Consider the following 13,843-nt stretch of genomic DNA (forward strand, 5'->3'; position numbering starts at 1 on the left):
GAGATTCGCATTGAATATCATCGCCATTATGGGACCGCACGACGTTTTCTATAAAGACCAACCGATCCGGGAACTTGACGCTGCACTGAGCGCGCAGGGATTCCAGCTAATCTATCCGAAAAATGCCGATGACCTCGTTAAGCTGATTGAGCACAATTCACGTATTTGCGGCGTCATCTTTGACTGGGATGAATACAGTCTCGACCTCTGCAGTGAAATTAACCAGCTTAATGAATACCTGCCGCTGTATGCCTTTATCAACACCCACTCGCAGCTGGACGTCAGTATCAATGAGATGCGGATGGCACTGTGGTTCTTTGAATATGCGCTGAATGCCGCCGATGATATTGCGCAGCGTATCCGTCAGTACACCAACGAATATATTGAAACCATCACGCCGCCGCTGACGCGTGCGCTGTTTACTTATGTGAAGGAGGGGAAATACACCTTCTGCACCCCCGGCCATATGGCGGGCACCGCATTCCAGAAAAGTCCGGTTGGCACGCTGTTTTATGACTTCTTTGGCGCCAACACCCTGAAGGCCGATATTTCGATTTCCGTTACTGAACTGGGTTCGCTGCTCGATCATACCGGCCCGCATCTGGAAGCAGAGGAGTATGTGGCGCGCACCTTTGGCGCTGAGCAGAGTTATATGGTGACCAACGGCACCTCGACCTCGAATAAAATTGTTGGCATGTATGCGGCACCGGCGGGCAGCACGGTGCTGATTGACCGTAACTGCCATAAGTCTCTGACGCATTTACTGATGATGAGCGATATTGTGCCAATCTGGCTGAAGCCGACGCGCAATCCACTGGGTATTCTTGGCGGCATCCCGCAGAAAGAGTTCCGTCGCGACAGCATTGCGCAAAAGGTGGCCTCGACCCCGTGTGCCAGCTGGCCGGTACATGCGGTAATTACCAACTCCACCTATGATGGCCTGCTGTATAATACGCAATTTATTAAGCAGACGCTGGATGTGCCGTCGATTCACTTTGATTCCGCCTGGGTGCCCTATACCAATTTCCATCCGATTTATGCCGGTAAAAGCGGTATGAGCGGCGAACGCACGCCGGGGAAAGTGATTTATGAAACCCAGTCGACGCATAAACTGCTGGCGGCGTTTTCACAGGCGTCACTGATTCATATTAAAGGCGACTACGACGAGCAGACGTTTAACGAAGCCTACATGATGCATACCACCACCTCGCCGAACTATGCGATTGTCGCCTCGATTGAAACCGCGGCGGCGATGCTGCGCGGCAATCCCGGCAAGCGCCTGATTAATCGTTCGGTAGAGCGCGCGCTGCATTTCCGTCGTGAAGTACAGCGGCTGCGCGAAGAGAGTGACAGCTGGTTCTTTGATATCTGGCAACCGGAAGCAGTGGATGAGGCCGACTGCTGGCCGATAGCGCCAGGTGATGACTGGCACGGCTTTACCGATGCCGATCACGATCATATGTATCTCGATCCGATCAAAGTCACCATTCTTACGCCGGGGATGAGCGAGCAGGGGATTATGGCCGATGAGGGGATCCCGGCGGCGCTGGTGGCGAAATTCCTTGATGAGCGCGGCGTAGTAGTGGAAAAGACCGGCCCATACAATCTGCTGTTTCTGTTCAGCATCGGCATCGACAAAACCAAGGCGATGAGCCTGCTGCGCGGCCTGACCGAGTTTAAACGTGCTTACGATCTTAATCTGCGGGTACAGAACATGTTGCCGGATCTCTATGCCGAAGATCCTGACTTTTATCGCAATATGCGTATCCAGACGCTGGCGCAGGGGATCCATACCCTGATCCGTCAGCATGATCTGCCGCGGCTGATGTTGCAGGCTTTTGATGTGTTGCCGGAAATGAAAATGACCCCGCATCAGATGTTCCAGCAGCAGGTTAAAGGCAATGTGGAAACTGTCGATATCGGTCAGCTGGTGGGGCGCGTTTCCGCCAATATGATCCTGCCATATCCTCCAGGCGTGCCGCTGGTGATGCCGGGCGAGATGATTACCGCCGGGAGCCGCGCGGTGCTCGATTTCCTGCTGATGCTCTGTACCATTGGCGAGCACTATCCAGGCTTTGAAACCGATATTCATGGCGCAAAACTGACCGAAGAGGGACGTTATCTGGTGCGGGTGCTGAAGGATCCGGTCAGCTGAATCCGGATTTCCTCCCCTTGTTGCTGGCGCCAGCTACGGGTATGGTGCCAGCAACATGTCTCAATCAGGAAATCACTATGCTGGGATTAAAGCTGGTTCACCATATCGCCATCATTGCCACCGACTATCAGCGTAGCAAAGCCTTTTACTGCGACATTCTCGGCTTCACGCTTATTGATGAGATCTACCGCGCTGCACGCGATTCATGGAAAGGGGATCTGGCGCTGAATGGTCATTACACCATCGAGCTGTTCTCCTTTCCGCAACCGCCGGCGCGCGTCAGTCATCCGGAAGCTTGTGGCCTGCGTCATCTGGCGTTTAGCGTTGATGATATCGATGATGCCTTTGCTCAGCTGGCGCAGAGCGGTGTGGTTTGTGAGCCGGTTCGTGTCGATCCGCTGACCGGCAAACGCTTCACCTTTTTTAACGATCCTGATGGTTTGCCGCTGGAACTGTATCAGGCGTAGAATACCCGCTTACTTTCACCGGGTTATCCGAGGTCGTCGCTATCGCTATGCCACCGCTTTCCAGTCTTGACGCACAGCTTGCCGGGCATTCTCGTCTGCTGGTGGCCTACAGTGGCGGCCTGGATTCGACCGTATTGCTGCATCAGCTGGTGCAACTGCGCATCAGCCATCCGAATTTGCAACTGCGCGCGATTCATATTCATCACGGGTTGAGTCCTTTTGCCGACAGCTGGCAGCTGCATTGTCAGCAGCAGTGTGCTGAGTGGCAGCTGCCTTTACTGACTGAGCATGTTGCGGTGGATGGCCGTGAGCAGGGGATTGAAGCGGCGGCGCGCAGCGCGCGCTATGCCGCTTTTCGTCGCCATCTGCAACCAGGAGAAACACTGCTGACCGCGCAGCATCTTGATGATCAGTGCGAGACGTTGCTGTTAGCGCTGAAGCGCGGCAGTGGTCCCGCCGGGCTGGCGGCGATGCCGGCGCGACTGACGCTGGGGGAAAACCTGTTACTGCGCCCGTTACTGACTCAGACGCGCGGGCAGCTGGAGCAGTGGGCGCAGCAGCATCAGTTAAGCTGGATCGAAGACGAGAGTAATCAGGATCTGCGTTATGACCGTAACTTCCTGCGTCAGCAGGTGCTGCCATTGCTGCATCAGCGCTGGCCGCACTTTGCCCAAGCCTCCGCACGCAGCGCCGCGCTCTGTGGCGAGCAGGAACAGTTACTGGATGAGCTACTGGCCGAATCGCTGGCTGCGATGATGCAGACGGATGGCTCACTGCTTATCGCACCGCTACAGCCACTCAGCGAGGCGCGGCGTAATGCGCTACTGCGGCGCTGGATTAGCGCACAGGGCGGTCAGATGCCGTCACGCGACGCTGTGCAGCGTATCTGGCATGAGGTTATCGACAGCCGTGAAGATGCCTCACCTTGTCTGCGGCTGGGAAATCACCAAATCCGCCGTTATCGCCAGGCCATTTACTGGCTGCCGCTCTATCCTTCATTGCGTGACTGCGTTATTGCCTGGCAAAGCCCGTGGCAGCCCCTGCTGCTGCCGCAGCAGCTTGGTACGCTGTGCATCGACCCGCAGGGTATTGAACTGCGTCAACCGCGCGCGGATGACGTGGTGACGATCCGTTTTTATGCACAGGGTGATTTTCATATTGTGGGCCGCGCCGGTAGCCGGGCGATCAAAAAGTTGTGGCAGGAGTTTGCTGTCCCGGTCTGGCAGCGCGAGCGTACGCCGCTGCTGTTTTATGGCGAAAAATTGATTGCTGCGCTGGGCGTATTTGTCACCCACGAAGGCCGTATCACCGATAACAAAAGCTGGCGTATCAGCTGGCTGAAACCCTAAGCAGAGAGAGCAATGATCTATAAATATATCGGGTTGCTGTGGCTGGCCATCAGCACGGCGCCGGCACTGGCCGCAGGGGATGTCGCCGCGGGTCAGCAAAAATCGACCAGCTGCCAGGCCTGCCATGGCGCGAAAGGCAAAGCTGCAGTGCCGCTCTATCCCAATCTCGCCGGACAGAACAGCGCCTATCTGGCGCATGCGTTACAGGCGTACAAAAAAGGCGATCGTAGTGGCGGGCAGGCAGAAGTGATGAAGGCGTTTGTGGCGGGATTAAGCGAGCAGGATATTGCGGATTTGTCGGCTTACTATGGCAGTCTGAAGCCCTGAAGAGGCAGGGGCGGAAGAGTCCTTCCGCCCGCAAAATCAGTCAGATTCGCTGACGACAACCGTTCCCAGCTTTGGGTGGCTGAAACTGGCAATATGATCCAGCCGCAGTTCGCGCTGTTCGCCAGTTAGCTCGATTACCAGATATTCGATGTTTTTTCGCATCACCATATCGGTGGCCTTCGCGCTGAGCTGTTCGCCGTTTTTCAGTTCCAGCGACAGTGTCCAGTTACTTTGGCAGGCGAGCTCGAGGTTATCGTAGTCGTCACAATTGATCGGTTTGTACGCTTCATTCGTCAACATAATCGCTCACCAATAAGTTTGCAGCAGCAAAAGCTGCTTGTTCCCTGACAGAAGAGTTTAGCTCACTATTAGCAGCTATCTCGTCCAGTGCTTTTAACACGCAACCTATCGCGTCCGGCACGTATCCAAGATCGCCGCTGCCTATCTCAGCATATTTGCGGCGAACTAATTCACAATACTTTTGCACATGCACCTCCTTCAGAGCATAACCCTCTGGCTAGTAAGCGACTATAGCACAGGCTTTTACGTGAAATCAGCCCACAGCAGGGTGATTTGCTGCCGCGGCGCGTTACAATGCACTATCTGATAATAAGGGATCTCATGGCACTTAAAGCAACGATTTACAAAGCCAACGTTAATGTCGCGGATATGGATCGCAACGTTTTTCTCGACAGCAGCCTGACGCTGGCGCGTCATCCATCGGAGACCGAAGAACGCCTGATGCTGCGGCTTCTGGCGTGGTTATGCCATGCCGGTGAGCGCCTGCAATTTACTCGCGGCCTGAGTGCTGAGGATGAGCCAGAAATCTGGCGACTGAATGACCATAACGGCATCGAAGAGTGGATTGATTTAGGCCTGCCTGAAGAGCGCCGGATTAAAAGAGCCTGCAATCGCTCCGCCAGCGTATTTTTATATACTTACACCGCGCGCGCTGCGCAGATCTGGTGGCAGCAGAACCAGAGCAAGTTGTCGCAGCAGGATAATCTGACGGTGCGCTTTATTGACGATGCGATGCTGGCGGCGCTGACGGCTTTCGCTTCACGCAGTATGACGCTGCAGGCCACCATCCAGGATGGCACCATCTGGCTTTCTGACGAGCAAAATCATCTGGAAGTGCGTTTTACTGACTGGCTGATTAATGGCAAAGCACCATGATTGTTCTTTCACGTAATGCGACCATCAGCGATGCTGAATTAGAAATTACCGCCATTCGTGCGCAGGGTGCCGGTGGCCAGCATGTGAATAAGAGTTCAACCGCTATTCATTTACGCTTTGATATCCGTGCGTCGTCACTGCCGGAATTTTATAAAGAGCGCCTGCTGGCGGCCAGTCACCATCTGATTACGCCAGATGGCGTGGTGATTATCAAAGCGCAGGAGTATCGCAGCCAGGAGCTGAATCGCGAAGCGGCGTTAAAGCGGCTGGAAAATCTGATTAATGAATTAACCGTGGTGGAGAAAACCCGGCGCGCCACGCGTCCGACGATGGCATCACGTAAACGGCGGCTGGAGGGTAAAGCGCGAAAAGCAGCGACCAAAACCCTGCGCGGCAAGGTGCGTTAAGCGGTCTTGCGCGGCATATCAGAGCGGATAAACCGCAGTAGTTAATTAGCGGAAACGATTCAACTTAAGCCAAATTATTATTATCGCTGCAGGAAATAACCCTCCGGCAGCGGTGGGAATATGTTTGTTAAGCATAATTACACTGAAATAAGCTTTTCGCTATTGCCTGCTATTAAAAAATATTGTCTTATTAAGTCGCACTGAAATTATTAATTTTATAAAGCTGATGCACACAAGAGAAGGATCTCGCCGCCATTCCCCTCCCTGTATACCGGTAGATATGACCTCTTTTGTTGCCTGATATAAGCAGCTTTGTCCGCCAACAGACATTTAGCGAGTTTATTATTTTGAATGAATTAAAGGCATTGAAAAAAGGATATGCCAAAGTATTTCTTTGGCTTCTGGTGACGCTTTTTCTTATCCCGACGATTACTCTGGTTTTCTCTGAATATGGCAGTCGTCAGCTTGACCAGCAGTATAGCGAGATCTTTATTGATGATGCCATCGGGCAGAATCAGGACGTTAACAAACTGAAAGATTTCCTGCAGCAGAATCCCCCGTCCAGCATGTGCGGCACCGTTACGGATGAACTGCGTGATTATCAGCACGCGGTCTGCGCTGAGCAGTCCGAGCTGTGGCAATTCTATATGATGGATAAGGTCGCTTTCTGGACGCTGATTGCCGGTGCAGTGATTTTACTGCTGGTGCTGCTGTTCAGTGCGCTGGCATTTACCAGCCGTAAGGGACAACTGCTGAGCCTGACGCTGGCCCGTCAGTTCCTGATGCTGGCCAGTGCGCTGGAAGTGGTGGTGCAGGGGGCGATGCTGGTATGGCTCTCCTTCTGGGGCACCGCCTTCTTTACCCAGACTTATTACCCGAAAGTGATTCTGCTGGTGGCCATACTGGTGCTGTATGGCATGTACCATATGATTAAGGGCATCTTTAAAAAGCTGCCGAAAGAGGATGGGGTAGAAGGTGAAGTGGTTACGCGCGAGGCGGCACCGGCACTCTGGGCGCGGGTTGATGCGCTGGCGGCTCAGGTCGGCACCACGCCGCCAGACCATATTATCGCCGGAATTGATGTTAACTTTTACGTTACTGAAGCGCCGCTGAGCGTTAATGATCAGCCGCTTAAAGGCCGCAAACTGTATGTCAGCATTCCGCTGCTGCGTCAGCTGGATACCGCGCAGGCGGATAGCGTTATGGTGCACGAACTGACGCATCTGCATGAAGGCGATACCGCTTCCGGCGCGCTGCTGGGGCCGAAACTGCACCGCTTTGACCAGTATACACAACTGATGAGTGAAAACCTGGCGACGCTGGTGGTGTTCTATCCCCTCTGTCTCTACCGCATGCTATTCGAACTGGCTGCGCAGCGTGACAGCCGTCAGCGTGAGTTTATTGCCGATCGCACCGCTGCGAAGCTGATTGCACCGGCGGCCATTATCGAGTCACTGATTAAAATCTCCGCCTATGCCAGTTACCGTGGTGAGGTCGAACAGACGCTGTTTGAGCATAACACGCAGCATCAGAATGAACTGGGCATCCGTAATGCGATTGCCGCCGGTCTGCCAGAGCATGTCAGTTCGCCGGACTTTATTGGCATGATGCGCCAGCAAAATGTTCCGCACCCGTTTGATTCGCATCCGCCGCTGGCTGACAGAATGCGCAACGTCGGTTATACGGTCGAAGAGGCAAACTATGCGGCGATTGCCGCCACCTTTCCGACGCAGAGCTGGGTTGATCTGATGCCGGTGGCCACTGATATTGAGCAGCGTCTGTGGCAGAAGTATGAACGTGATTTTTCTTCGGCGCATGAAGAGAGTCTGGCATGGCGCTATGAGCCGGTCGGCGAAGAAGAGACAGCGCTGGTGCTGAAATTTTTCCCGCCAGTCACTTATTCGCTGAAAGGCGGTTTGCAGGTCGCCATTAGCTATCGTGGCATTGTGCCACCGCAAAGCGATGAGCTGCTGGAGTGGGATAACATTAAAAGTGTGAACCACGTGCGCCGCTTTGGTACTGATATTATCTACCTGCACCATCATCAGCCAAATGCCCAAGGTAAAAAGCGTACGACCATCCGTCTGCCGGGAATCAAAAAGGAGATCGAAGCCTTTAATCAGACCTTCGGCCTTTACTGGAATCGTCACCAGAGTATGCGTGTTCAGCAGGCGCATGAGCAGCAACAGGCCGCGGTAACTCAAAACTGACATAAAAAAAACCACCGCGCAGGCGGTGGTTTTTTACTGCCGGACGGGCTTACTTCGCCAGTTCAGCCACCAGGAAATCAACGATTTCAGCGGTTTTAATCATTCGCTTTTCGCCTTCACGACGCGCTTTATACTCAATCTCTTCGCTGTCGAGGTTACGATCGCCAATTACGATAGTATGCGGCACGCCAATCAGTTCCATATCGGCAAACATCACGCCCGGACGCTCTTTACGGTCGTCCAGAATGACATCGATGCCTTTCGCGCGCAGGGTGTTATACAGCTCTTCCGCCACATCTTTCACCCGGAACGACTTATGCATGTTCATTGGCAGAATCGCTACCTGGAAAGGCGCCAGCGCCGCAGGCCAGATAATACCGCGATCGTCGTGGTTCTGCTCAATAGCGGCAGCAACAATACGGCTGATGCCAATACCGTAGCAACCCATGGTCATCACCTGGTTACGGCCATCTTCACCCTGAACCGATGCCTTCATCGCTTCAGAGTATTTGGTGCCGAGCTGGAAAATATGACCGACTTCGATACCGCGTTTGATCAGCAGCGTACCTTTACCGTCCGGGCTGGCATCGCCTTCCACCACGTTACGGATATCAGCAACTTCGGCTTCTGGCAGATCGCGCAACCAGTTGATGCCGGTGAAGTGCTTACCGTCAACATTGGCACCAGCGCTGAAGTCGCTCATTTTGGCGACGGTGCGATCGGCAACAATCGGCAGCGACAGGCCAACCGGCCCGAGTGAACCCGGACCTGCGCCCAGCACAGCGCGGATCTCTTCTTCGCTGGCAAAAGTCAGCGGCGCCGCTACCGCAGCGATTTTTTCCGCTTTAACTTCGTTCAGCTCGTGATCGCCGCGAACCAGCAGGGCAACCAGTGCATGGCCACTCTCTTTGGTTGCTTTAACCAGCAGCGTTTTCACCGTCTTCTCAATTGGCAGATTAAACTGCTCAACCAGCGCAGCGATGGTTTTCGCCTCTGGCGTATCAATTTCACGCATTTCCTGCGTCGGCGCCGGACGTTCGCCTGCAGGAGCAATCGCTTCCGCCAGCTCAATATTCGCCGCATAGTCGGAATCGGTAGAGAAGATAATGTCGTCTTCGCCGCTGTTCGCCAGCACCTGGAACTCATGCGACGCGCTGCCACCGATAGAACCGGTATCCGCCTGCACCGCACGGAAATCCAGCCCCATACGGCTGAAGCTCTGGCTGTAGGCACGATACATCGTATCGTAAGTTTCCTGCAGCGACTCCTGAGTGGTATGGAACGAGTAAGCATCTTTCATAATGAACTCGCGTGAGCGCATGACGCCAAAGCGCGGGCGCACTTCGTCACGGAATTTGGTCTGGATCTGGAACAGGTTCAACGGCAGCTGTTTGTAAGAGCTCAGCTCATTACGAATCAGGTCGGTGATCACCTCTTCATGAGTTGGACCCAGCACAAACGGGCGCTCGCCACGATCGACAAAACGCAGCAGCTCAGGGCCATACTGTTCCCAACGTCCACTTTCCTGCCACAAGTCGGCGGGTTGCACCACCGGCATGGAGATCTCAATGGCACCGGCGTTGTTCATCTCGTCGCGCACGATGTTTTCGACTTTCTTCAGTACGCGCAAACCGGTGGGCAACCAGGTATAAAGACCGGAAGCCAGCTTGCGGATCATCCCGGCGCGCAGCATTAGCTGATGGCTAATGACTTCGGCGTCGGCAGGCGTCTCCTTTTGCGTGGAGAGCAGATATTGAGTAGTACGCATGTTGTTACGATTCCATTAAGCGGAAAGCTATCAAAAGTAAACTGACCTGAAACACTGGCGGTTAGTGTACCAGCGAGTCTGAATCCTCAAAAGTAAAGCGGGCAATATATTAGCGTGGATCGACGGCAATTACCTCGGTTCCGGCGGCGGTGACGCGCCAGCGGACGTTAAACGTCAGCAACCAGACGGCATATTCACGATCCGGCTCCTCGCCTTTGCGATAAGCGGGACGCGGATCCTGCGCCAGCACCTGGGCAATAAAACGCTCCAGGTGCGGATAGTATCGCTGTTGGGCGGCAATCTGTTGCTGCGCGGCGGGCGAGAAACACACCGGCATATCGGCTTCAGGCGCATGCCGGGCAAATCCGGCGCGGGCATCCGGCAGCGCTTCAGCAAACGGCAGATAGGGTTTGATATCGACAACCGGCGTGCCATCAACCAGGTCAAGGCTGCCAAGCTGCAAAATCACCGCATTTTTTTCGCAGCGGATATCCAGCAGTTCAACCAGCGACATGCCGACCGGATTAGGACGAAAGGTGGATCGGGTGGCAAATACGCCCATGCGCGCATTACCGCCGAGCCGTGGCGGTCTGACCGTCGGACGCCAGCCGCCTGCCATGGTCTGATGAAAGATAAACAGTAACCACAGATGGCTGAAGTCTTGCAGGCCGCGCACAGCTTCAGCCTGATTGTAGGGCGCCAGCAGATGCAGCTCGCCGCCGCCGTCCTGAATCAGGCCCGGCTGGCGTGGAACAGCAAATTTTTCCTTCCAGGGGGAACGGATAACACCGATTTGCTCGAAGGAAAAAGCGGTCATTGATCGGAGACTTTCAGCGCCGAGCCCTGGCAGATGGCCTGACGATAACAACCCTGAGTCGCAGTAACGATCTCACACTTATGCAGCAGTACCGCATTCGCTTTCATGCCGGAAGCCCGGATCTGCAATCTTTTACGCGCAGTATTGATATTCGGCGGAGAGTCCTGCGTGCTGCTTTGACAATCATCACCCGATACTTCGCCTAAATCACGGAACGGCTTGCTAATCAGATCTTCAGCATTGGTATACAGTTTTACCGGCGACGGGCGTGGAGCAGGCTTGGTGCGCGCGGGTTCAGTCGGCGTCGATTGCGTGGTTGAGCTGCGAATCGGTTCTGGCGACTTGTGCAGCAGTGAACACCCTGTCAGCGACAGCGCTAACAAACAGAGCGGTATAACACGCATGTGACAATCCTCATGTTGATAAAAGTGGCGTTATTGAAGCAAGCTATGGTGGAAATGACAAGCGACTAAGCAGGATGGCGCTGGCCTGACGACGAAAAAATAAGGGCGACGTTGCCGTCGCCCTCAGTTGATGTGCATTAAGGCAGGAGATTACCAGCCTTTCACTGCGCCACCGTTAAAGATTTTGTTCGCCGCGTCATTTACTTCGTCTGACTGATAAGCCTGAACGAATTTCTTCACGTTTTCCGCGTCTTTATTATCTTCGCGCGCCACGATCAGGTTAACGTAAGGTGAATCTTTGTCTTCAACAAAGATGCCGTCTTTGGCTGGGGTCAGGCCAATCTGGCTGGCATAAGTGGTGTTGATGACCGCCAGGGCAATTTGCTGATCGTCCAGAGAGCGTGGCAGCTGTGGGGCTTCCAGCTCAACCAGCTTCAGTTTTTTCGGGTTCTCAGTGACATCCAGCACGGTTGGCAGCAGGCCAACACCGTCTTTCAGTTTGATCAGACCCTGTTTCTGCAGCAGCAGCAGGCTACGGCCAAGATTGGTTGGGTCGTTAGGAATGGCGACCTGAGCGCCTTCCTGCAGTTCATCCAGTGATTTGATCTTTCTGGAGTAGCCCGCGATTGGATAAACAAAGCTGTTGCCGACTGACACCAGTTTATAGCCGCGATCTTTGATCTGCTGATCCAGATACGGTTTGTGCTGGAAGGCGTTAACGTCGATGTCGCCTTTGCTCAGCGCTTCGTTTGGCAGCACGTAGTCGTTAAAGGTGACCAGCTCAACATCCAGACCGTATTTCTCTTTCGCCACTTTCTGCGCGATTTCAGCAACCTGCTGTTCAGCGCCGACAATCACACCCACTTTAATGTGGTTTGGATCTTTCTCTTCCTGACCACAACCAGCCAGCGCCAGTGAACCAATCAGCGCACCCACAGCGGCAAGAGTTTTTAATTTAAAAGACATATCCGTTCCTTCAAAATGAAATTGATGTTGCTTGTGTTTACTTGTGGGTGACTGCGCGAACGATGCGATCACCACAGAATTGAATCAAATACACCAAAACCACCAATAATACTAATACCGTATTCATCACAGTGGCGTTGTATCCGATATAACCGTACTGATAGCCAATCTGACCCAGACCACCGGCACCGACAGCACCCCCCATTGCTGAGTAACCCACCAGTGTAATCAGGGTAATTGTAGCGGCATTTACCAGTCCCGGCAGCGCTTCAGGCAGCAGCACTTTACGGATGATCTGCAGCGGCGTGGCGCCCATGGCGCGCGAGGCTTCAATCAGTCCGGTTGGCAGTTCCAGCAGGGTATTTTCCACCATACGCGCAATAAAGGGTGCGGCGCCGACGGTCAGCGGCACAATCGCGGCCTGCAAACCGATGGAGGTGCCGACAATCAGGCGGGTAAACGGAATCATCCAGACCAGCAGGATAATAAAAGGAATCGAGCGGAAGATATTCACTGCGGCGGAGAGCACGCGGTACAGCTTCGCGCCTTCCATAATCTGTCCCGGACGGGTGATATACAACAGTACGCCTACCGGCAGACCGAGCACAAAACCCATAAAGCCAGAGACAAAGGTCATCATCAGGGTTTCCCACACACCCCGGCCCAGTAACCACATCATTGCCTCAGACATAACCTAATACCTCAACTTTCACGTGATGTTCTTGCAGGAAGGCGATCGCAGCAGCAGTATCCGCCTCATCACCGTCCATTTCAGCCAGCATGATGCCGAATTTCACGCCACCGGCGTAATCCATCTGCGCGCTGATAATATTGTTATTAACATTAAAGCGGCGCGCCGCTTCTGACAGCAGCGGGGCATCAACGGACTGGCCGGTGAACTCCAGACGTAACAGCGGCACGGTATCGGTTTTGGCTTCCGGCAACAGGCGGTCCAGATAATCCTGGGGAATATCGAGATGCAGCGTGGACTGAATAAACTGCTGGGCCAGCGGGGTTTTCGGGTGCGAGAACACTTCGCTGACGCTGTCTTTTTCAATCAGCTCACCATTACTGATCACTGCTACCTGATCGCAGATGCGTTTGACCACATCCATTTCATGAGTGATCAACAGAATGGTAATACCAAGACGACGGTTAATATCTTTCAGTAATTCCAGAATCGAGCGGGTAGTTGCCGGGTCGAGGGCGCTGGTGGCCTCATCGCACAGCAATACTTTAGGGTTGCTGGCCAGTGCCCGGGCAATCGCCACGCGCTGCTTCTGCCCACCGGAAAGATTGGCTGGCCAGACATCTTTCTTATCCGCCAGGCCCACAAGGTCGAGTAATTCAATCACCCGCTGTTTGATCTGTTCACGCGACAGATTGCCTAACTCTAACGGCAGGGCGATATTGCCAAATACCGTACGTGAGTTCAGCAGGTTAAAGTGCTGGAAAATCATACCAATCTGACGACGGGCATGGGTCAGCTCTCCCTCTGACAGAGTCGTGAGCTCCTGGCCATCGACCAGCACGCTGCCGGAAGTGGGGCGTTCAAGCAGGTTAACGCAGCGGATCAGCGTACTTTTGCCCGCGCCAGATGCGCCAATTACGCCGTAAATCTGTCCGGCGGGCACGTGCAGGCTGACATCTGACAACGCAGTAATGTTGCGTGAGCCTTGCTGGAACACTTTGGTGATATTTGAAAGTTTTATCATTGAGTTATTTATTATCGTGATGAAAGTTGTCCGTGGTGTGGCTTAGCGTCAATCTTCGCTATCGCGAAATTTGAATGGATGG

The 13,843-nt window shown here is 53.9% G+C and carries 15 protein-coding genes; 7 read left to right on the forward strand and 8 right to left on the reverse strand.

Going from position 1 to position 13,843, the window contains the following annotated elements:
* Window positions 1-10 precede the first annotated feature (10 nt).
* The 4 genes from J2125_RS15725 (at window position 11) to J2125_RS15740 (ending at window position 4,298) form a co-directional block, all read left to right on the forward strand.
* Window positions 11-2,155 (forward strand): lysine decarboxylase LdcC, encoded by a 2,145-nt coding sequence (locus J2125_RS15725; protein WP_017800343.1) that lies wholly within the window; start codon window positions 11-13, stop codon window positions 2,153-2,155.
* 77 nt (window positions 2,156-2,232) lie between these two features.
* Complete coding sequence (locus J2125_RS15730; RefSeq protein WP_017800342.1) at window positions 2,233-2,622, forward strand: VOC family protein; 390 nt, start codon at window positions 2,233-2,235, stop codon at window positions 2,620-2,622.
* A gap of 47 nt (window positions 2,623-2,669) precedes the next feature.
* Window positions 2,670-3,971, forward strand: coding sequence for a tRNA lysidine(34) synthetase TilS (gene tilS / locus J2125_RS15735; protein ID WP_017800341.1), 1,302 nt, complete (start codon window positions 2,670-2,672; stop codon window positions 3,969-3,971).
* Window positions 3,972-3,983: 12 nt separating this feature from the next.
* On the forward strand, window positions 3,984-4,298 hold the full coding sequence (locus tag J2125_RS15740) for a c-type cytochrome (protein ID WP_017800340.1): 315 nt from the start codon (window positions 3,984-3,986) through the stop codon (window positions 4,296-4,298).
* Window positions 4,299-4,334: 36 nt separating this feature from the next.
* Here J2125_RS15740 and rof read toward each other — a convergent pair whose 3' ends face one another.
* Entirely contained in the window at window positions 4,335-4,598 is a 264-nt protein-coding gene (gene rof / locus J2125_RS15745) for a Rho-binding antiterminator (protein ID WP_017800339.1), read from the reverse strand.
* A complete protein-coding gene (locus J2125_RS15750; protein WP_017800338.1) occupies window positions 4,585-4,785 on the reverse strand; it encodes a YaeP family protein in 201 nt (66 codons plus the stop codon). Before J2125_RS15750 ends, rof begins: the two co-directional genes overlap by 14 nt.
* Window positions 4,786-4,919: 134 nt before the next feature.
* Between J2125_RS15750 and J2125_RS15755 the strand changes: the two genes are divergently transcribed.
* From J2125_RS15755 to J2125_RS15765, 3 genes are all read left to right on the forward strand, one after another.
* A complete protein-coding gene (locus tag J2125_RS15755) occupies window positions 4,920-5,474 on the forward strand; it encodes a YaeQ family protein (RefSeq protein WP_017800337.1) in 555 nt (184 codons plus the stop codon).
* The gene (arfB, locus tag J2125_RS15760; protein ID WP_017800336.1) at window positions 5,471-5,881 is read left to right on the forward strand and encodes an alternative ribosome rescue aminoacyl-tRNA hydrolase ArfB; all 411 of its coding nucleotides are present in this window, start codon (window positions 5,471-5,473) and stop codon (window positions 5,879-5,881) included. Before J2125_RS15755 ends, arfB begins: the two co-directional genes overlap by 4 nt.
* Before the next feature lie 290 nt (window positions 5,882-6,171).
* Complete coding sequence (locus J2125_RS15765; RefSeq protein ID WP_017800335.1) at window positions 6,172-8,091, forward strand: M48 family metallopeptidase; 1,920 nt, start codon at window positions 6,172-6,174, stop codon at window positions 8,089-8,091.
* 49 nt (window positions 8,092-8,140) lie between these two features.
* On the opposite strand, the gene proS is transcribed toward J2125_RS15765, so the two are convergent.
* From proS to metN, 6 genes are all read right to left on the reverse strand, one after another.
* The gene (gene proS, locus J2125_RS15770) at window positions 8,141-9,859 is read right to left on the reverse strand and encodes a proline--tRNA ligase (RefSeq protein ID WP_017800334.1); all 1,719 of its coding nucleotides are present in this window, start codon (window positions 9,857-9,859) and stop codon (window positions 8,141-8,143) included.
* Between the two features lie 109 nt (window positions 9,860-9,968).
* A complete protein-coding gene (tsaA, locus tag J2125_RS15775) occupies window positions 9,969-10,676 on the reverse strand; it encodes a tRNA (N6-threonylcarbamoyladenosine(37)-N6)-methyltransferase TrmO (RefSeq protein ID WP_017800333.1) in 708 nt (235 codons plus the stop codon).
* Window positions 10,673-11,080, reverse strand: coding sequence for an Rcs stress response system protein RcsF (rcsF, locus tag J2125_RS15780; protein WP_017800332.1), 408 nt, complete (start codon window positions 11,078-11,080; stop codon window positions 10,673-10,675). The genes tsaA and rcsF overlap by 4 nt, the downstream gene beginning before the upstream one ends.
* A gap of 150 nt (window positions 11,081-11,230) precedes the next feature.
* Window positions 11,231-12,046: a MetQ/NlpA family lipoprotein gene (locus J2125_RS15785; protein ID WP_017800331.1), complete on the reverse strand. Its 816-nt coding sequence runs from the start codon at window positions 12,044-12,046 to the stop codon at window positions 11,231-11,233.
* A gap of 37 nt (window positions 12,047-12,083) precedes the next feature.
* Window positions 12,084-12,737, reverse strand: coding sequence for a methionine ABC transporter permease MetI (locus J2125_RS15790; RefSeq protein ID WP_017800330.1), 654 nt, complete (start codon window positions 12,735-12,737; stop codon window positions 12,084-12,086).
* Window positions 12,730-13,761: a methionine ABC transporter ATP-binding protein MetN gene (gene metN / locus J2125_RS15795; RefSeq protein WP_017800329.1), complete on the reverse strand. Its 1,032-nt coding sequence runs from the start codon at window positions 13,759-13,761 to the stop codon at window positions 12,730-12,732. Before metN ends, J2125_RS15790 begins: the two co-directional genes overlap by 8 nt.
* Window positions 13,762-13,843 lie beyond the last annotated feature (82 nt).

This window comes from Winslowiella toletana (assembly GCF_017875465.1).
Lineage (GTDB): Bacteria > Pseudomonadota > Gammaproteobacteria > Enterobacterales > Enterobacteriaceae > Erwinia > Erwinia toletana.